The organism is Sphingopyxis sp. MG (assembly GCF_002953155.1).
In the GTDB taxonomy this organism is placed as follows: Bacteria; Pseudomonadota; Alphaproteobacteria; order Sphingomonadales; family Sphingomonadaceae; genus Sphingopyxis; species Sphingopyxis granuli.
This window is the reverse complement of record NZ_CP026381.1, coordinates 1,243,538-1,260,423: the sequence shown is the minus strand read 5'-3', so window position 1 is coordinate 1,260,423 and position 16,886 is coordinate 1,243,538. Positions and strand designations below refer to the sequence as shown.

The following is a 16,886-nucleotide window of genomic DNA, read 5'->3' as shown; positions in this document are numbered from 1 at the left end:
CAGGCAGCCGCGATCCCCCTTGCGCAGCCTTCCGTTTACGTTAAGGTCAGCCGAAACCTCTATTCGGAGAGCGACGCCCATGGCCCTTCCCGCGATTTTCGACCGCCTTCGCCTGCCCGTCATCGGTTCGCCGCTGTTCATCGTCTCGGGCCCCGACCTCGTCATCGCGCAGTGCAAGGCGGGGATCGTCGGCAGCTTCCCGGCGCTCAACGCGCGGCCGCAGACGCTGCTCGACGAATGGCTCCACCGCATCACCGAGGAACTGGCGGCGTGGGATCGCGACAATCCCGACCGTCCCTCGGCGCCGTTCGCGGTCAACCAGATCGTCCATCGCTCGAACGACCGGCTCGAAGCCGATATCGCGACCTGCGAGAAGTGGAAGGTGCCGATCACCATCACCTCGCTCGGCGCGCGCGAAGAGCTGAACCAGGCGGTCCATAACTGGGGCGGCATCACGCTTCACGACGTCATCGACGACCGCTTCGCGCGCAAGGCGGTCGAGAAGGGTGCCGACGGCCTGATCCCCGTCGCGGCTGGCGCGGGCGGCCATGCCGGCACCCAGTCGCCCTTCGCGCTGGTGCAGGAAATCCGCGAATGGTTCGACGGGCCGGTCGCGCTGTCGGGCGCGATCGCGCACGGCCGCTCGATCCTTGCCGCGCAGGCCTGCGGCGCCGATCTCGCCTATATCGGCAGCGCCTTCATCGCCTGCGCCGAGGCGAACGCCGACGCCGGATACAAGGCCGGGATCGTCGAGGGGCGCGCCGCCGACATCGTCTATTCGGACCTGTTCACCGGCGTCCACGGCAATTATCTGCGCGGCTCGATCGTCAACGCCGGGCTCGACCCCGATGCGCTGCCGAAGGGCGACCTCAAGACGATGAATTTCGGTTCGGGCGGCAATACCAAGGTCAAGGCGTGGAAGGACATCTGGGGGTCCGGCCAGGGAATCGGGTCGGTGCGCGCGGTGCGCCCCGCCGCCGATTTCGTCGCCGAACTGACCGATCAATATCGCGAGGCGTGGCGCGAACTGCAAGGCAAGGTCATCGGCTGACCCCGCCGCCGAACAGCCGCTCGATCGCGTCGTCCAGATAGGGGCGATCGGCGAAAATCCGCATCGGATCGCGCCGGTTGAGCCAGAAGCCGGCGCCGTGCCGGTCGGTCAGCGCGCGCCGCGCGGTATCCTGCAACAGTCGCAGCCGCATCACCGCGGTCCGCCGCGCCGCGATCGGGTCGCCGGACGCCTGCGCGGCGAAATGGGCGCGGATACGCTCGACCCGCGCGACCATCACGTCGCTATAGCCGGGGTGCGGCCCGCGATGCAGCGCGTGGCCCGACGACAGCGCGCCGCCCTCGCTTGCCGGCAGCATCAGGCCGTTGAGGTCGAACCGCTGGAGCAGGAAGCCCTCGACGCGCAGGCAGTCGAACATCGCCGCCATCTGCGGCCGGCGGAGCAGCAGGACGGGCAGCAGGTGATGGCGCTGGAAACCGGGCCGCGGCGGCGGCGCCCCGCGCCATCGCCGCGAATCGCACCGCAACGCGGCCTCAGCCGCCGCGGTCGAAGGCGACGTCCACCACCGCATGCCCCCGATCGGCATCGAGGCGCGGCGACAGATCGACCCATTCGCCCTGTTGCAGCCCGCGCGCGCGCTGTCTTTCGACGATGGGGCCGTTAACCATGATGTCGAGCGCGAGACGCGCCAGCCGCCGCACCATGTCCGCCACCGTCCAGCCGGCCGGGATCGCGGCGGTGAGTTCCTGCCCGGCAAAGGCGGCGAGCCCGCGCGTCCCGACATGCGCGCCGCCCGCCGTTTCGTGCCGGCGAAAGGCGACGAGGTGCAGGACGGGCGGCATGCCGCTCGTCAGCATCTCGGCAACCGCGGCGCGGAACTGCGGGGCGTCGGACCACAGCCGCGCGGGGGACCAGAAGATGTGGCTGGCGTCGAACAGGTCGATCAGCAGCACCAGCGTCTTGAACAGCTCGCGCATGCGCGTGGCCTGACCGCCCCCGGCGGATGGGGTCGCGCCGCCCGGCGCGACGAACGCCCAGCATCGCCCGGCCTCTCGCCAGTCGGGCGGCAGCCCTGCCGCGAGCTGGCTCGTCGCCGGCGCGTCGGGATCGGCAAAATCGAGCGCCGCCGCGCCCGCCGGTCCGGCGACCAGTTCCGTCGCGCCGAGCCGCAGGTGGAATGTCGGCGCGTCGGGCCCCGTCGCCAGCAGCCCGCCCTGCCCGTCCGCCGCAACGCCTTCCGGTCGCAAGCCCATGTGACGCAGCGCGCGCTCGATCTCGGCCGGCGACCGGCGCCCGAAACCCTGCGCGACGATCAGCGCAAAGGGACCAGCCGCAACCAGCCTCCTCGTCCCTTCATTGCTGTTGTCGTCGCCATCCATCGCCGCGCCGGCCTTCGTCGATCGCACCGGGCATCGCAGGACGGGCGCCCTTGATCAAATGCTAATTGCGATCCTGTCGACAAGTTAATCCGCCGCCGCGCGGCAGGTCATCGTCCCGCAGCATAGCGTCGACCTATACCCCATCGGCATTGTTTCGATTGCCAGCCTTCGCTCGACGGATATTTTCGTTCGCCAGAGAGGTTCCTTCATGTCGCGACGCTGGATTTGGCACGCCACCCTTGGCGCCGCGCTGCTCGGCTCCCTCGGCCTGCCGTCGGCAGCTTTTGCCCAGACGTCGCCGCAAACCGCCTATAACGTCCCGACGGAGCAACTCGCCGGCCTCGCCGATTTCATCGATGGCGTGATGGCCCAGCAGATCGCGACGCGCGAGGTTGCGGGCGCGGTCGTCATCGTCGTTCATCAAGGCCGCGTGCTGCTCGCGCGGGGCTATGGCTTCGCGGACGTCGACCAGGGCGTCCCGGTGGACCCGCAACGGACCCTGTTCCGGCTGGCCTCCGTGTCCAAGCTGTTCACCTGGGCGGCGCTGATGCAGCAGGTCGAGGCCGGCCGCGTCAGCCTCGATGCCGATGTGAACGACTATATCGACTTTCCCATTCCGCCGTTCGAAGGGCAGCCGATCCGGGTGCGCGATCTGATGGCGCATACGCCGGGCATGAGCGATACGGGCAGAATCACCGCACGGTCGGTCGACGAACTCGTCCCCTATGGCGATTGGCTGAAAGCGCATGTCCCGCAACGGCTGTGGCCCGCGGGCACCAAGATATCCTATTCCAACTATGGCGCGGCGCTGGCCGGCTATATCGTCGAGCGGGTTTCGGGCGAACCCTTCGCCGACTATGCCGAACGCCACCTCTTCGCGCCGCTCGGCATGGAATCGGCGAGCTTTCGCGAGCCCCTGCCCGCCCCGCTCGCCCCGCGCGTGGCCAAGGGCTATCGGCTCAGGGACGGGCGTTTTGTCGCAAAGCCGTTCGAGCTGTACAGCCAGATCATGCCCGGCGGTTCGGGAACCGCAAGCGCCCCCGATGTGGCGCGGTTCATGATGGCGATGCTGAACGGCGGCGCGATCGGCGCGGCGCGAATCCTGAAATCCGAATCGGTCGCGCTGCTGATGCGCGATTCGCATGCCAATGCCCCCGGCCTGCCCGGCATGGCGCACGGCTTCTTCGTCATTCGCAACGCCGGACCGCGCCTCGTCGGCCATGGCGGCAATACCGTCGATTTCCATTCGCGCCTGATCCTCGCCCCTGAAGCCGGCCTCGGCATCTTCGTGTCCGAAACCGGCGGGCCGGGCAGTTATGGCGCGCGTACCGAATTGACGGACGCGCTGATCGGCCGGATCTTTCCGCAAAAGCCGGCGCCGCGCGCCGCCGCGCCCGCGGGCGAGGTCGTGCCGGTCGGTGCCTATCGCACCAACCGGCGTAACTATAATGTCCCCGTCAAACCCGACCGCGACCTCTGGATCAGCGCCGCGGGCGCCGATGCGATCACCGTCACGCGCCAGAAATCGACGACCTATTGGGAACGGATCGGCCCGCTGCTGTTCGAACAGGTCACCGGCGCGCGTGCGGGCGGCCCTTATGAACAATTGCGCTTTTATGGCGAGGACGGACGCTGGCGCTTGTCCTTCTCCTCGCAGCCCCACGTCGCCTATCATCGGGTTCAGCCCTGACCGATCGGGGCCGCGCACGTCCAAACAGGACAGAATCTAAATCGCGACCTGGCTGCCCAGTTCGACGACGCGGTTGGTCGGTAGGCGGAAATATTCCATCGCGCTTTCCGAATTGCGCAGCATCCACGCGAACAGTTTCTCGCGCCAGATCGGCATGCCGGGCTTGCTCGCCGCGATCAGCGTCTGGCGCGACAGGAAGAAGCTGGTCTCGATCATCCGGAATTCGCCGCCGCAACTGGTGACGCGCTTCAGCGCCGCGGGCACGTCGACGGGCTGCATGAAGCCATAGTTCAGCACCAGCCGGTGGAAGCCCTTGCCCAGATCCTCGAGCAGGCAGGAATTCTCCTCCTTCACGAAGGGCACGTCGGCGATCTTGACCGTCAGCAGGATGATCCGTTCGTGCAGCACCTTGTTGTGCTTGAGGTTGTGGAGCAGCGCGTGCGGCACCCCGTCGGCGGTGGAGGTCATGAACACCGCGGTGCCGGGGACACGCGTCGCGCTGTCGGCGGCGGACTTCACGAACACCGGGATCGGCATCGCGCCTTCGGCCATCCGCTGCTGCATCAGCTTGCGCCCGCGCGACCAGGTGGTAAGCATGGTGAAGATGCTGAGGCCGATCGCCAGCGGCACCCAGCCGCCGTCGGGAACCTTGATCAGGTTGGCGGCGAAATAGGCGATGTCGACGACGAAGAACAGCACGAGCAGCGGCACCGCCTTCCACGCCGGCCACTTCCACAGCATGAACAGCACGACGCACATCAGACAGGTGTCGATGAACATCGCGCCGGTCACCGCAATGCCATAGGCCGCGGCAAGATTGCTCGACGATCCGAAGAAGAGGACGAGGATGATGACCATCGTCATCAGGAACCAGTTCACGACCGGGATATAGATCTGCCCCGCCGCAGAAGCGCTGGTATGTTCGACGCGCAGGCGCGGGATGAAACCGAGCTGGATCGCCTGCTGGGTCAGGGAGAAGGCGCCGGAGATCACCGCCTGGCTGGCGATGATCGTGGCGGCGATCGCCAGCATCACGACGGGAATGCGCCAGCCTTCGGGCATCATCAGGAAGAAGGGATCCTGGATCAGCCCGAGCCGCTGTCCCAGATCGGCCTCGAGCACCATCGCCCCCTGCCCCATATAGTTGAGCATCAGCGCCGGCAGCACGAAGCAGAGCCACGACAGGCCGATCGGCGCGCGGCCGAAATGGCCCATGTCGGCATAGAGCGCCTCTGCCCCCGTCACCGCGAGGACGACCGCGCCGAGCGCGATGAAGGCGGTGAACCCGTCGTAATAGAAGAATTTCAGCGCATTGATCGGGTTGATCGTGTGCAGGATGATCGACGGATGATCGACGATATGCGTCACGCCCAGCACCGCGAGCATCAGGAAATAGGCGAGCATGATCGGGCCGAACAGCGCCCCGACCTTTGCCGTCCCGCGCGATTGCAGCGCGAAGATGCCGATCAGGATCGCCAGCGCGATCGGCACGATATAAGGCTCGAACCCCTCGTTGACATAGCTCAGCCCCTCGGTCGCCGAGAGCACCGACATAGCGGGGGTGATCATGCTGTCGCCATAGAAGAGCGCGGTCGCGAACACCCCCAGCAGCACGATCGGCCAGGTCCAGCGCGCCTCGCCCGACGAGCGGCTGATCAGCGCCAGCAGCGCGAGGCTGCCGCCCTCGCCCTTGTTGTCGGCCTTCATGATCGTCAGCACATATTTGAAGGTGACGACCAGCATCATCGACCAGAAGACCAGGCTGAGCACGCCATAGATGTGCAGCCGGTCGGCGTCGATCGAATGATGCCCGGCGAAAGTTTCGCGAAACGCGTAGAGCGGGCTGGTGCCGATGTCGCCGAAAACGACGCCGATCGCGCCGACGGCCAGCTTGATCCGGCCGTCGCCGGCGTGCCCGTGCGGCGCGTGGCCGGCACCCGCGTCTCCTTCGACGGCCATGCCGGTCATCCCCGCCGCCTGTTGCGACTCAGCAGTCATGCCGCCGCCTTTAGACGAGCCCGTTGCGGTCGAATAGCATCGAAATCACGGCCCGTTCCCGGCTTCGGACGGCAGCTGCGGCCCCATCGCGCGGCGCAGCTGGTCCAGCCGCATTTCGAGGTCGGCGCGCCACGGCGCATCGGCCGGCGAGCGGGCGAGAAGCCCGCTCCACACCGCATCGGCCCCGCGCAGGTCGCCGCTCTGCGCCATCGCGAGCCCGGCGAAGAAGGGCGGCGCCGGGTGGGTCGGATCGCGCTTCGCCGCCTCGTCGAAGGCAAGCGCGGCGGCGGGCGACATCATCCCGCCGCCGTGCGCGACGAGCGCGTTGCCCAGCCCAACCCACAGGTCGACATTGTCGGGATATTTCTGCAGCCCTTTCTCGAGCGTTTGCGCCGCCAGCGCGGTCTTGCCGGTGCGCGCGAAGCCGTCCGACATCGCGAGCCACTGCGCGGCGGGGCCGAAGCGGTCGGCCATCCCCTGCCGCCGGTCGGTGATCGCCTCGCCGAATCCGTCGGGCTCCTCGGGCGCCGCCACCGGCTTGCCCGGCAGCGCCGGGCTGCCCTGCAACGCATAGCCCGCGAGCCCCAGCATCACCGCCGCCGCCGCGAGCGGCCGCGCCGCGGCGGGCACCCGGCCGAACCAGGCGATTCCCCCGGCCGTCACCGCCGCGACGAGCAGGAGCCACAGCCAGATCACGCCTCGCCCCCCTCTTCATCCGTACCGCGGCGGAAACGGCCGAAGGCCAGCCAGCCGCCGAGCGCGAGGAACAGCAGCGGCCCCAGCCACAACAGCGCGGTCGCGGCGTCGAAGGGCGGGTCATAGCTGACCCAATTGCCGTAGCGCGCGATCAGCCAGGTGCGGATCGCATCGGGGCTTTCGCCCGCGGCGATCTTGCTGCGCACTTCGTGCCGCATGTCGCCGGCCAGCGGCGCGTCGCTGTCGGCGATCGACTGGCCCTGGCAGACGAGGCAGCGCAGCGTTTCCATCAGCGCCTTCGCCTGCGCCTCCTGCGCGGGGTCGGCGAGCTGCTGATAGGCATAGGGCGCGGGCGGCAGGCGGTCCTGCGCCATGGCGGGGAACGCGAAAAGCGCCGCCAGCAGCAGCAGCAGACGGGCGCTCATTTCATCGCCTCCAGCCTGGCGACGATCTCGGGCACATTCTCGGCAAGGATCACGCCCTGAATCTGCTCGCGGATGATGCCCTTGCCGTCGATCAGGAAGGTTTCGGGCACCCCCGACGATCCGAGCGCGATCTGGACGCTGCTCTGCATGTCGGCACCGATGCGGTCGAACGGATTGCCGTTCTCGCGCAGGAAGGCCGCGACATCCTCCGGCCGGTCGCGGATCGCGATGCCGTCGATCGGCACCCCCGCCGCCTTCAGCGCTTCGAGCTGCGGCGCCTCGGCGCGGCAGGGGATGCACCAGCTTGCGAAGACGTTGACCAGCCGCGGCCGCCCGTCGGCGAGCTGGCTGCTCCTCAGCCCCTCGACCCCCGCGGTCGCGGGCGGCAGGTCGAACAGCGGCATCGGCTTGTCGATCCACTGCGACCGGATCAGCGTGTCGTTGGGCGTCACCAGCCGATAGACGAAGGCGCCGAACAGCAGCCCCATGATCGCCAGCGGAACGAACAGCACCCAGCGCGACCTCATGCGAACCGCTCCTGTTTCCTGCGCGCGCGCCGGGCGCGCCATAGCGCGAGCAACTGCGCGCGGCCGAGCAGCGCCAGCGTCCCGCCGACGGCGATCAGCCCTCCGCCCAGCCATATCCACCACACCAGCGGTTTCCACCACAGCCGAAGCTGGTAGCGGTCGGCGCGGCCGTCGGCATCGGTCACCGGCTGCCCCAGCACCGCATAAAGCTGCCCCCCCGGCCGCGTCAGCAACGCCGCCTCGTTCGTCTCGGTCGGCGGCGTGCCCATCAGCCCGGGAAAGGTCCGCGCCGCCGGGCGCATCGTGAAGCTGTCGCCCGAAGACGTCGTGGCGACGAGCGTGCCCTCGATCGCGGTGTAATTCGGCCCGGCGACCGGCTGCACGCCGACGAATTTCACCGCGAAATCACCGACTTTGACCGTCTCGCCCGGCGCCGCCGCGACGAGCCGTTCCTTGATGAAGGCGCTTTCGGCGGCCATTCCCGCCAGCGCGACCGCGACGCCGAAATGCGCGATCACCATTCCCCAGGTCGGCAACGGCGTGCGGCGCAGGTTGCGGCCCCACAGCGGGGCGAGGCTCGCCACGCCGACGACCGCCGCGACCGTCATGCCGAGCAGCGGCAGCACGCCGACATGGCCGCCGAACAGGACGAGCCCGAACAGCACCGCCGCCCCGGCCAGCACCGCCGCGGGCAAGCGCGACCACAGCTTCCGGCCGTCGTCGCGGCGCCAGTTGAGCAGCGGCCCCGCCACCATGACGAGGCAGAGGATCAGCGCCAGCGGCCCGGCGACGCGATTGTAATAGGGCGGCCCGATCGAAATCTTCTCCCCCATCGCCTCTGCGACGATCGGGTAGAGCGTGCCGAGCAGCACCAGCGCGAGGATGGTGGTGAGCAGCAGATTGTTGATGACGAGCGAGCCTTCACGGCTGAGCAGCGCGAATTTCTTGCCCTCGGCGACCGCCCCGGCGCGAAAGGCGAAAAGCGTCAGCGCGCCGCCGATGTAGAGCGCCATCAGCACGAGCAGGAAGGTGCCGCGTTCGGGATCGACGGCGAAGCTGTGGACGCTGGTGAGCAGGCCGGAGCGCACGATGAAGGTGCCGACCATCGACATGGAGAAGGCGATCACCGCGAGCATCACCGTCCAGGCGCGCAGCGCGTTGCGCGTCGCGGTGACGCTGACCGAATGGAGCAGCGCCGCGCCCGCGAGCCACGGGATCAGCGACACATTTTCGACCGGATCCCAGAACCACCAGCCGCCCCAGCCGAGTTCGTAATAGGCCCAATAGCTGCCCGCGGTGATTCCCAGCGTCAGGAAGATCCAGCTCCCCAACACCCATGGCCGCATCGCGCGCGCGAAGGCCGGCCCGATCTCGCGCGTCACCAGCGCGCCGACCGCGAAGCTGAACGCGACCGACAGGCCGACATAGCCGATGTAGAGCGTCGGCGGGTGGAAGGCGAGGCCGGGATCCTGGAGCAGCGGATTGAGCCCCTGCCCATCGGGCGGCGCGACGGGCAGCCGCTTGAACGGGTTCGACGAAAACAGCAGGAAGGCGAAGAAGCCGAGGCTGAGCGCCGCCTGCGCCGCGAGCGTCGCGATCAGCGTATCCTCGCGCAGCCGCTTCTCGAACAGCGCGACAAGCGCGCCCGACAGGCCGAGGATCGTCAGCCACAGCAGCATCGATCCTTCGTGATTGCCCCACGCGCCCGCGACCTTGAACAGCATCGGTTTCAGGCTGTGGCTGTTGCGCGCGACCAGTTCGACCGACATGTCGGACCGCACGAACAGCGCGATCAGCACGCCGAAGGCCGCGGCGGTCAGCGCACCCTGCGCGACGCTGGCCGGGCGCACCAGCGCCGCGAGTTCGCCCTTGCCGCTGCGCAGATAGACGATCGCCGCGACCAGCGACAGGCAGGCCAGCGCCGCCGCGATCCACAACAGGGCCAGGCCGAGTTCGGCGATCATCGCGCCGGCCCGCCTGTCCGAAGCTCGTCGTTGCGAGGAGTGCAGCGACGAAGCGATCTCCCGCCATCGCCATGGCAGGCCGCATGCCGGAGATTGCTTCGCTCCGCTCGCAATGACGGGATTCGAGAGACCCTCATGCCGCCGGCGCCGCTTTCCCGGTCTTGGGCGGGTGGCTCATCTGCGGCGGGACATAGCGCTCGTCATGCTTGGCGAGGATGCGGTCGGCGACGAAGACGCCGTCGGCGCGCATCCGGCCGTCGGCAATCATCCCCGAATCCTCGGCGAACAGGTCGGGGACGATGCCCTTGTATTCGACCGGCACCGACGCTTCGCCATCGGTGGCGACGAAACGGATCGTCAGCCCGTCGGGCTGCCGCCGGAGACTGCCCGACGCGACCATGCCGCCGAGCCGCATCGCCTCGCCGGTGGCGGCGGCGCCCGCCGCAACCTCCGTCGGCGTGCGGAAATAGGCCGCCTCGTCGCGCAGCGCGCTCGCGGCGAGCACCCCGGCCCCCGCGACGCCGACCAGCGCGACCAGCGCCAGGATCAATCGTTGATGCTTCGCTTTCATGTCCGATCCCTGCGTAGCGCGTCGCTGCGGCGTTCGGCCTTGCGCATCGCGCGCCAGCTATGCCCCAGCACCGCCGCGATCAACAGCGCGGTCAGCGCATAGGCGGCGACGACATAGGCCCATTGGCCGCTTCCGCTGATGACCCCGGTCACACCCCGCTCCCTTCGTCGTCGGCGAGCCGCCGCAGCCGCGCCGCGACGCGGTTGTCGGCGATGATCCGCCGCATCCGCATCAGCACGATCGCCCCGAACAGGAACGAAAAACCCAGCAAGGTCAAGCCCAGCGGCCACAGCAGCGCACCGTCGATGCTCGATCCGCGCACCGTGATGCTCGGTCCCTGGTGCAGGCTGTTCCACCACACGACGCTGCGGTTGATGATCGGGATGTTGATCGCCCCGACCAGCGCATAGACGGCGGCGCCGCGCGACAGCGATCCGCCCTGCCGCTGGCCCCCATTCCCACCGGCATCGCCCATCGTCAGCGCGATGAAGCCCGCATAGAGAAAGAGGAGGACGAGCATCGAGGTCATCCGCCCGTCCCATTCCCACCAGGTTCCCCACGTCGGCTTGCCCCAGATCGACCCGGTCGCGAGGCAGAGCGCGGTGAACAGCATCCCCGGCACCGCGATGGCGCGCGCCGCGATCCCCGCGAGCGGGTGGCGCCAGACGAGCTGCACGAGCCCGCTGACCGCGAGCGCGGTCCACCCCCCCATGCCGAGCCATGCGGCGGGGACATGAACATAGAGAATCCGCGCGGTTTCACCCTGCTTCGCCTCGCCGGGAACCACCGCCAGCCCAGCCCAGGCCCCGGCAAGCAACAGCACGACGCCAAGCCCCAGCAGCCACGGCGTCAGCGGACGCGCGATCGCCAGAAAACGGGTCGGATTGGCATAGGCGTGCATGGCGCGCGAAGCCTTAGGCGAGCCGGCAACGCCGGTCCAGCCTGTAGGTGGCCGCGGCGGCCGATTTGCTCGCTATGCGCGCCGCTTTCGCTGCCGCGCCGAAGCCGTTCCGGTCCGGCCATGAAGATCAAGGCGCGGGCCACCTGTGTCAAATTTGCAACAATTCCGACAAAAGCACGGAAAATCAGCCCGATTCTTCAAACCATGGGTGGAAACCGCCCGCCTCCCTCCCAATCTGGCAGCGGATCGGGCCCGACGGACCCGCAACGACAGGGGAAAACCATGCGTACCACTCAGCTCTCCACCTTCGCCCTCGCCGCCGCGCTCGTCGCGGGCGGCTGGACCACGCCCGGCTTCGCGCAAGAGGGGGCCGACGAAGCCGCCGACAGCGCGACGATCATCGTCACCGGCACGCGCCGCACCGACCGCACCATCGCCGACAGCACGGTGCCGATCGACGTCATTTCGAGCGATTCGCTCCAGAACAGCGGTTCGACCGAAACCAACCGCCTGCTGGGCCAACTCGTCCCCTCGTTCAACTTCCCGCAGCCGTCGCTGACCGACGGCACCGACTCGCTGCGCCCGGCGACGCTGCGCGGTCTTGCGCCCGACCAGGTGCTCGTGCTGGTCAACGGCAAGCGCCGCCACCTGTCGTCGCTGCTCAACCTCAACGGTTCGGTCGGCCGCGGTTCGGCGGGTGTCGACATGAACACGATTCCGCCGCTCGCGATCGAGCGGATCGAGGTGCTGCGCGACGGCGCCGCCTCGCAATATGGCTCCGACGCGATCGCGGGCGTCATCAACGTCCAGCTCAAGAAGAGCGTCGGCGGCCGCGCGCAGATCAGCTACGGCAAATATATCACGACGATGGAGGATGTGGAGCAGGTCGCGAACGTGCTGCCGACCACCGGCGCGTCGGACAATCCGGCGATCAGCTTCACCGGCAAGGACCGCAAGCGCCGCGACGGCGAAACCTATACCATGGCGACCAACATCGGCCTGCCGGTCGGCGACAGCGGCTATCTGAACTTCACCGCCGAATATAAGGACCGCTCGCCGACGAACCGCTCGGGCGCCGACCTGCGCCGCAACTATGCGGCGGCCGGCGATCCGCGCGAAGTGACGATCGACCGTTACTGGCACCGTTTCGGCGACGGCGAATCGAAGGACATGAACTTCTTCTACAACGCCGGCATGGACGTGGGCGCCGATTGGGAGCTCTACAGCTTCGGCAGCTATGGCGTGCGCGACGGCAATGGCGCGGGCTTCTATCGCCGCGCGCTCGACCCGCGCAACGCCGACTGGGACAATGGCGGCGCGCCGATCTACGCCGACGGCTATCTGCCCTATATCACCAGCGAAATCCGCGACATCGCCTTCACCGGCGGGCTGCGCGGCATGGCGGGCGGCTGGAACCTCGACCTGTCGTTCGGCTATGGCTCGAACCGCCTCGACTATGGCGTGGAGAACACCGTCAACGTCTCGCTCGGCGGCAATCACAGCCCGCGCAAGTTCGACGCGGGCGGCATGCGCTATGGCCAGATGGCGGTGAACTTCGACGCCCAGCGCGACCTCGACCTCGGCTTCGGCGATACGTCGCTGGCGCTTGGCGCCGAGTGGCGGAACGAGAATTACAAGATCGTCGCGGGCGAACCGGCCAGCTATGCAGTCGGCCCCTATTTCTACACCAACGGCGCCGGTGTCGGGTCGCAGGTGTTCGGCGGCTTCATGCCCAGCTCGGCGGTCGACAAGTCGCGCGACAGCTTCGCGGGATATGTCGAGCTCGACGCCGACCTCAGCGACATGTTCAACGTGCAGGCTGCTGGCCGCTATGAGCATTTCTCCGATTTCGGCGATACGGTGAACGGCAAGCTGGCGGCGCGCTTCGAGCCCGTCGACGGCCTCGCCCTGCGCGGATCGGTCTCGACCGGCTTCCGTGCCCCGGGCATGGCGCAGCAGTATTTCTCGACCACCTCGACGATCAGCCAGGGCGGAACGCTGGTCGAAGTCGGCACCTTCCCCGTCTCGTCGCCGATCGCGATCGCGCTCGGCGCGCAGCCGCTCAAGCCCGAAAAGTCGGTCAACTTCGGCGGCGGCCTGGTGTTCGACATGGTGCCGGGGCTGAACGTGACGGTCGATTACTACCGGATCAAGATCAAGGACCGCATCACGCTGACCGAGACGCTGTCGGGAGCGGACGTCCTGGCGCTTCTGCAGGCCGCCAATGTTCCGGGAACGTCGGCGCGCTTCTTCGTCAACGGCGTCGACACGCGTACGCAGGGTCTCGACATCGTCGGCAGCTATCGCGTTCCCGATTTCGGTCTCGGCACGCTGCGCCTGAACGTCGGCTATAATCTGAACGACACCAAGATCACCGATCGCCGCGTCTTCAGCGCCTTCACCGCGCAGCGCCTGTTCGCGCGGCAGGAATCGCTGCGTCTGACCGACGGTCAGCCGAGCAACAAGTTCAACGCCGGACTGACGTGGGACATCGGCAAGTTCGGCATGACGCTGAACGCCAATCGCTACGGCAAGGTGTTCCTGCCCGACAGCGTGACGGCCGTGGCGGCCGACGGCAACCCCGTCACGCTCAACAATCCCGCGATCCGCGACGACATCCGCATCGCGGCGGGCGACGCGCCGGGCGACATCACGCTGTCGCCGAAGTGGGTGGTCGATCTGGAAGTCCGCTTCCGCCCGGTCCAGCCGGTGCAGATCGCGGTCGGCGCGAACAACCTGCTCGACGAATATCCCGACCGCCTGCCCTTCGGGCTGGTGAACGGGGTCGATTATGGCGCGAACAACAGCTTCCTGCCCTATTCGTCCTTCTCGCCGTTCGGGTTCAGCGGGCGCTTCGTCTATGGGCGCGTGTCGGTCGATTTCTGACCGCGCGGCCGGATGGAAAATCGGCGAGGCCGGGAGCTATGCTTCCGGCCTCGTCCATATCCAGCTTCCGGTGACGGCGGCGGCGATCACCGGTGCCATCACCCACGGCCATGGCGAAAAGATCGCCGCCAGCACGATGCTGAACGCAAAGGCCGCGGTCGCGGCGAGCTTGCCCCGGCGGCTGATCGCGCCCTTTTCGCGCCACGCGACGATGTGATGGCCGAAGCGCGGATGCGTGATCAGCCAGCTTTCGAGCCGCGGCGACGAGCGCGCGAAGCAGAAGGCGGCCAGAATGACGAAGGGCACCGTCGGCAGCAGCGGCAGGAAGGCGCCCAGCGCCCCGAGGCCCAACGAAGCCCAGCCGCTGACAAGAAAGAAATGCCGCTTCATCGCGCGCTGGCTTAGCGGAAATCATAGGCCGCGCCAGCCGGCAATCGTCGCCCAGCGAAAGCCGGGGCCGCTATCGGCATGGCGTAACGGTTGCAAGCGGCTCCGGCTTTCGCTGGGGCGGCGTTGGTCTATCCGCGTCCGATCAGCGCCTGCGCCATACGGTCGGCGACGTCCGACGCGGGGGTGCCGCTGGTCCGGCTCTCGGCCCAGATATCCGCGAGCCGTCCCGGAATCTGCCCGATGCGGCGCTCGACTTCTTCATGGCTGCCCTGCCCCAGATATTCGAGCGCGACGTTGATGATGCCGCCGGCGTTGATCACATAGTCGGGCGCATAGACGATGCCGCGATCGTGCAGGCGCTGGCCGTCGGCCTCGGTCGCGAGCTGGTTGTTCGCGGCGCCCGCGACGATCGACACCTTCAGTTTCCCGATGCTCTCCTCGGTCAGGATCGCGCCGAGCGCATTGGGGCTCAGCACGTCGGCCTCGACCTCCATGATCGCCGCCGAATCGGCGAGGTCGGCGCCCAGTTCCTCGGCAAGCGCCTTCGCGCGGGCGAGGTCGACGTCGGCCAGCGTCAGCACCGCGCCCTCGGCCGCCAGCCGCCGCGCGACCCCGGCGCCGACGCTGCCGACGCCCTGCACCGCGACGCGGACGCCGCTGGCGCTGTCGGCGCCCAGTCTTTCGCGAATCGCCGCCTTGATGCCCAGATAGACGCCGAGCGCGGTCAGCGGACTCGGGTTGCCGCCCACCTTGTCGCCAGCCGCCGGAAGGCCGCTGACATGGCGTGTCGCGCGCGCGATCTCGACCATGTCGGCGACCGACATGCCGACATCCTCCGCCGTGACATAGGCGCCGCCGAGCGATTCGACCGCACGGCCGAAGGCCGCGAGCAGTTCGGGGCTCTTCGCCTGCCCTTCCTCGGCCAGGATCACACCCTTGCCGCCGCCCAGCGGCAGGCCCGCCATCGCATTCTTGTAGCTCATGCCGCGCGACAGCCGCAGCGCATCGACGATGGCATCGGCCTTGTCGGGATAACGCCAGTATCGCACTCCACCAGCACCGGGGCCGAGATGCGTCGAATGCACCGCAACGACCGCCGTCAGGCCGCTCGTCCGATCGCGGAACATATGGACATGTTCATGATCGTCGAAATCGGCAAAATCCCAGACGGCGGACATGGCAGAACCTCATATTCAAAAATTGCGCACACGCGTAATAAAGAAACAGAGGTGTAAAGTCACGCCGTTTTGCGCCCGAGGGCGCGCGGTCGGCTCACATATCGGCCATCGCGCGCCGGGCAGCCATGCGCCGGGCATGATCGCCGAACTTTTCGCTGCCATAGGCCAGAGCCGAGATGCCGTTGACCTTCCACGGCTTGCAAAGTTTGCAACCGGCCCGCTGGTTTCGGGATCTGCCGCGTTTGTGATGCATGCGAAGTCTCCCCGACGACCGCCGGAACACCCGTCCGCAACCGTGAAAGCGGGTTCATTTGAACCTTAGGCTTCCGGTGCTTTTCGAGCTAAGTTCTTGAAAAGCTGGGGCGACCGATGGGACTTGAACCCACGACCCCCGGTACCACAAACCGGTGCTCTAACCAACTGAGCTACGATCGCCACATGCCGGGCGTAACGCCATCGACAGCGCGCGGCGATAGGCGGGGGACCGCTGTTCGTCAAGCATTGTTCGCGGGCGCCGCGGCCGGTAAAAGCCGCGGCATGGCTGGAAACGAGCATGTCGACATGGCGACCTCCGGCGCCGACCGCACCGCCGAGCGGCTGGCCGCGGTGCCCGGCATCCGGCGCGCGCCGAGCCCGAAGCTCGCGCAGTTCATGCTGCCGCATTTCCTGGATGCCGAAACCTGCGCCGCGCTGGTCGAGCGGATCGATGCGGGGGCGCATCCCTCGACCATCGCCGACCCCAATGGCGACACGGCGTTTCGCACCAGTTCGACCTGCGACCTCAATCATCGCGACCCGCTGGTCGCCGCGGTCAACCGGCGACTCCACGATCTCACCGGCATCGCGCCCGAATATGGCGAGCCGCTGCAGGGCCAGCGCTACGACGTCGGCGAGGAGTTCAAGGCGCACACCGACTATTTCGATCCGCACGGTGCCGATTGGGAAACCTTCTGCGCGGTGCCCGGCCAGCGCAGCTGGACGCTGATGATCTACCTCAACGAACCCGCGGCGGGCGGCGCGACGCGCTTCCTCGCCACCGGCAAGCTGCACCAGCCCGAAACCGGCAAGCTGCTCGCGTGGAACAATGTCCGCGCCGACGGCACCCCGAACCCCGACACGCTCCACCACGGGATGAAGGTGCGCAAGGGACGCAAATATATCATCACCAAATGGTTCCGCGAGCGGCCGTGGCCGTGGACGGACGGGGAACTGGGCTGACCGCCGAACAGCAGGGCCCGCCCGATCCGGAACCGCTTGCCCGAACCGGCGTTG

General features: G+C 68.0%; 16 protein-coding genes and 1 tRNA gene. 4 read left to right on the top strand and 13 right to left on the bottom strand.

Annotated features, from left to right (window positions below; translation table 11 throughout):
* Window positions 1-79 precede the first annotated feature (79 nt).
* Window positions 80-1,051 carry an NAD(P)H-dependent flavin oxidoreductase gene (locus C3E99_RS05780; protein ID WP_067110106.1) on the top strand — a complete coding sequence of 324 codons (972 nt, stop codon included), beginning with the start codon at window positions 80-82 and terminating at the stop codon, window positions 1,049-1,051.
* On the opposite strand, the gene C3E99_RS05775 is transcribed toward C3E99_RS05780, so the two are convergent.
* Entirely contained in the window at window positions 1,041-1,580 is a 540-nt protein-coding gene (locus C3E99_RS05775; RefSeq protein ID WP_158682146.1) for an AHH domain-containing protein, read from the bottom strand. The two genes, C3E99_RS05780 and C3E99_RS05775, sit on opposite strands and share 11 nt — an antisense overlap.
* Window positions 1,543-2,415 carry a hypothetical protein gene (locus C3E99_RS19660; RefSeq protein WP_076075790.1) on the bottom strand — a complete coding sequence of 291 codons (873 nt, stop codon included), beginning with the start codon at window positions 2,413-2,415 and terminating at the stop codon, window positions 1,543-1,545. The genes C3E99_RS05775 and C3E99_RS19660 overlap by 38 nt, the downstream gene beginning before the upstream one ends.
* Before the next feature lie 181 nt (window positions 2,416-2,596).
* Here C3E99_RS19660 and C3E99_RS05765 point away from each other — a divergent pair, with 181 nt between their 5' ends.
* The gene (locus C3E99_RS05765; RefSeq protein ID WP_104959530.1) at window positions 2,597-4,078 is read left to right on the top strand and encodes a serine hydrolase domain-containing protein; all 1,482 of its coding nucleotides are present in this window, start codon (window positions 2,597-2,599) and stop codon (window positions 4,076-4,078) included.
* A gap of 36 nt (window positions 4,079-4,114) precedes the next feature.
* Here the strand turns inward: C3E99_RS05765 and C3E99_RS05760 are convergent, their stop codons facing one another.
* The 8 genes from C3E99_RS05760 to ccmC all read right to left on the bottom strand — a co-directional run bounded on the left by C3E99_RS05760 (window position 4,115) and on the right by ccmC (window position 11,160).
* Window positions 4,115-6,046, bottom strand: coding sequence for a potassium transporter Kup (locus tag C3E99_RS05760; protein ID WP_067110093.1), 1,932 nt, complete (start codon window positions 6,044-6,046; stop codon window positions 4,115-4,117).
* A 75-nt stretch (window positions 6,047-6,121) separates the two neighbouring features.
* Window positions 6,122-6,772 carry a tetratricopeptide repeat protein gene (locus tag C3E99_RS05755; protein ID WP_076075795.1) on the bottom strand — a complete coding sequence of 217 codons (651 nt, stop codon included), beginning with the start codon at window positions 6,770-6,772 and terminating at the stop codon, window positions 6,122-6,124.
* The gene (locus C3E99_RS05750; RefSeq protein WP_076075797.1) at window positions 6,769-7,197 is read right to left on the bottom strand and encodes a cytochrome c-type biogenesis protein; all 429 of its coding nucleotides are present in this window, start codon (window positions 7,195-7,197) and stop codon (window positions 6,769-6,771) included. The genes C3E99_RS05755 and C3E99_RS05750 overlap by 4 nt, the downstream gene beginning before the upstream one ends.
* Window positions 7,194-7,724 carry a DsbE family thiol:disulfide interchange protein gene (locus C3E99_RS05745; RefSeq protein WP_076077927.1) on the bottom strand — a complete coding sequence of 177 codons (531 nt, stop codon included), beginning with the start codon at window positions 7,722-7,724 and terminating at the stop codon, window positions 7,194-7,196. The genes C3E99_RS05750 and C3E99_RS05745 overlap by 4 nt, the downstream gene beginning before the upstream one ends.
* Window positions 7,721-9,688, bottom strand: coding sequence for a heme lyase CcmF/NrfE family subunit (locus C3E99_RS05740; protein ID WP_076075800.1), 1,968 nt, complete (start codon window positions 9,686-9,688; stop codon window positions 7,721-7,723). The genes C3E99_RS05745 and C3E99_RS05740 overlap by 4 nt, the downstream gene beginning before the upstream one ends.
* A 133-nt stretch (window positions 9,689-9,821) precedes the next feature.
* A complete protein-coding gene (gene ccmE / locus C3E99_RS05735) occupies window positions 9,822-10,259 on the bottom strand; it encodes a cytochrome c maturation protein CcmE (protein WP_076075802.1) in 438 nt (145 codons plus the stop codon).
* On the bottom strand, window positions 10,256-10,411 hold the full coding sequence (gene ccmD, locus C3E99_RS05730) for a heme exporter protein CcmD (protein WP_076075805.1): 156 nt from the start codon (window positions 10,409-10,411) through the stop codon (window positions 10,256-10,258). The genes ccmE and ccmD overlap by 4 nt, the downstream gene beginning before the upstream one ends.
* On the bottom strand, window positions 10,408-11,160 hold the full coding sequence (gene ccmC / locus C3E99_RS05725) for a heme ABC transporter permease CcmC (RefSeq protein ID WP_076075807.1): 753 nt from the start codon (window positions 11,158-11,160) through the stop codon (window positions 10,408-10,410). Before ccmC ends, ccmD begins: the two co-directional genes overlap by 4 nt.
* Window positions 11,161-11,442: 282 nt before the next feature.
* On the opposite strand from ccmC, the gene C3E99_RS05720 reads away from it, so the two are divergent.
* Window positions 11,443-14,046: a TonB-dependent receptor plug domain-containing protein gene (locus C3E99_RS05720; RefSeq protein ID WP_067110071.1), complete on the top strand. Its 2,604-nt coding sequence runs from the start codon at window positions 11,443-11,445 to the stop codon at window positions 14,044-14,046.
* 36 nt (window positions 14,047-14,082) lie between these two features.
* On the opposite strand, the gene C3E99_RS05715 is transcribed toward C3E99_RS05720, so the two are convergent.
* From C3E99_RS05715 to C3E99_RS05705, 3 genes are all read right to left on the bottom strand, one after another.
* On the bottom strand, window positions 14,083-14,436 hold the full coding sequence (locus C3E99_RS05715; RefSeq protein WP_067110067.1) for a YbaN family protein: 354 nt from the start codon (window positions 14,434-14,436) through the stop codon (window positions 14,083-14,085).
* A 128-nt stretch (window positions 14,437-14,564) separates the two neighbouring features.
* Window positions 14,565-15,614 (bottom strand): Glu/Leu/Phe/Val family dehydrogenase, encoded by a 1,050-nt coding sequence (locus C3E99_RS05710; RefSeq protein ID WP_076075809.1) that lies wholly within the window; start codon window positions 15,612-15,614, stop codon window positions 14,565-14,567.
* Between the two features lie 358 nt (window positions 15,615-15,972).
* Window positions 15,973-16,049: transfer RNA gene (locus C3E99_RS05705), tRNA-His, on the bottom strand.
* 102 nt (window positions 16,050-16,151) lie between these two features.
* Here C3E99_RS05705 and C3E99_RS05700 point away from each other — a divergent pair.
* On the top strand, window positions 16,152-16,832 hold the full coding sequence (locus C3E99_RS05700; RefSeq protein ID WP_234002618.1) for a prolyl hydroxylase family protein: 681 nt from the start codon (window positions 16,152-16,154) through the stop codon (window positions 16,830-16,832).
* The last annotated feature ends 54 nt before the right edge of the window (window positions 16,833-16,886 follow it).

Coding starts and splice junctions, on each gene's coding strand:
- C3E99_RS05780 (WP_067110106.1), top strand. CDS start 80: ATGGCCCTTCCCGCGATTTTCGACCGCCTTCGCCTGCCCGTCATCGGT.
- C3E99_RS05775 (WP_158682146.1), bottom strand. CDS start 1,580: ATGCGGTGGTGGACGTCGCCTTCGACCGCGGCGGCTGAGGCCGCGTTG.
- C3E99_RS05765 (WP_104959530.1), top strand. CDS start 2,597: ATGTCGCGACGCTGGATTTGGCACGCCACCCTTGGCGCCGCGCTGCTC.
- C3E99_RS05760 (WP_067110093.1), bottom strand. CDS start 6,046: ATGACCGGCATGGCCGTCGAAGGAGACGCGGGTGCCGGCCACGCGCCG.
- C3E99_RS05750 (WP_076075797.1), bottom strand. CDS start 7,197: ATGAGCGCCCGTCTGCTGCTGCTGCTGGCGGCGCTTTTCGCGTTCCCC.
- C3E99_RS05745 (WP_076077927.1), bottom strand. CDS start 7,724: ATGAGGTCGCGCTGGGTGCTGTTCGTTCCGCTGGCGATCATGGGGCTG.
- C3E99_RS05740 (WP_076075800.1), bottom strand. CDS start 9,688: ATGATCGCCGAACTCGGCCTGGCCCTGTTGTGGATCGCGGCGGCGCTG.
- ccmE (WP_076075802.1), bottom strand. CDS start 10,259: ATGAAAGCGAAGCATCAACGATTGATCCTGGCGCTGGTCGCGCTGGTC.
- ccmC (WP_076075807.1), bottom strand. CDS start 11,160: ATGCACGCCTATGCCAATCCGACCCGTTTTCTGGCGATCGCGCGTCCG.
- C3E99_RS05720 (WP_067110071.1), top strand. CDS start 11,443: ATGCGTACCACTCAGCTCTCCACCTTCGCCCTCGCCGCCGCGCTCGTC.
- C3E99_RS05715 (WP_067110067.1), bottom strand. CDS start 14,436: ATGAAGCGGCATTTCTTTCTTGTCAGCGGCTGGGCTTCGTTGGGCCTC.
- C3E99_RS05710 (WP_076075809.1), bottom strand. CDS start 15,614: ATGTCCGCCGTCTGGGATTTTGCCGATTTCGACGATCATGAACATGTC.
- C3E99_RS05700 (WP_234002618.1), top strand. CDS start 16,152: ATGGCTGGAAACGAGCATGTCGACATGGCGACCTCCGGCGCCGACCGC.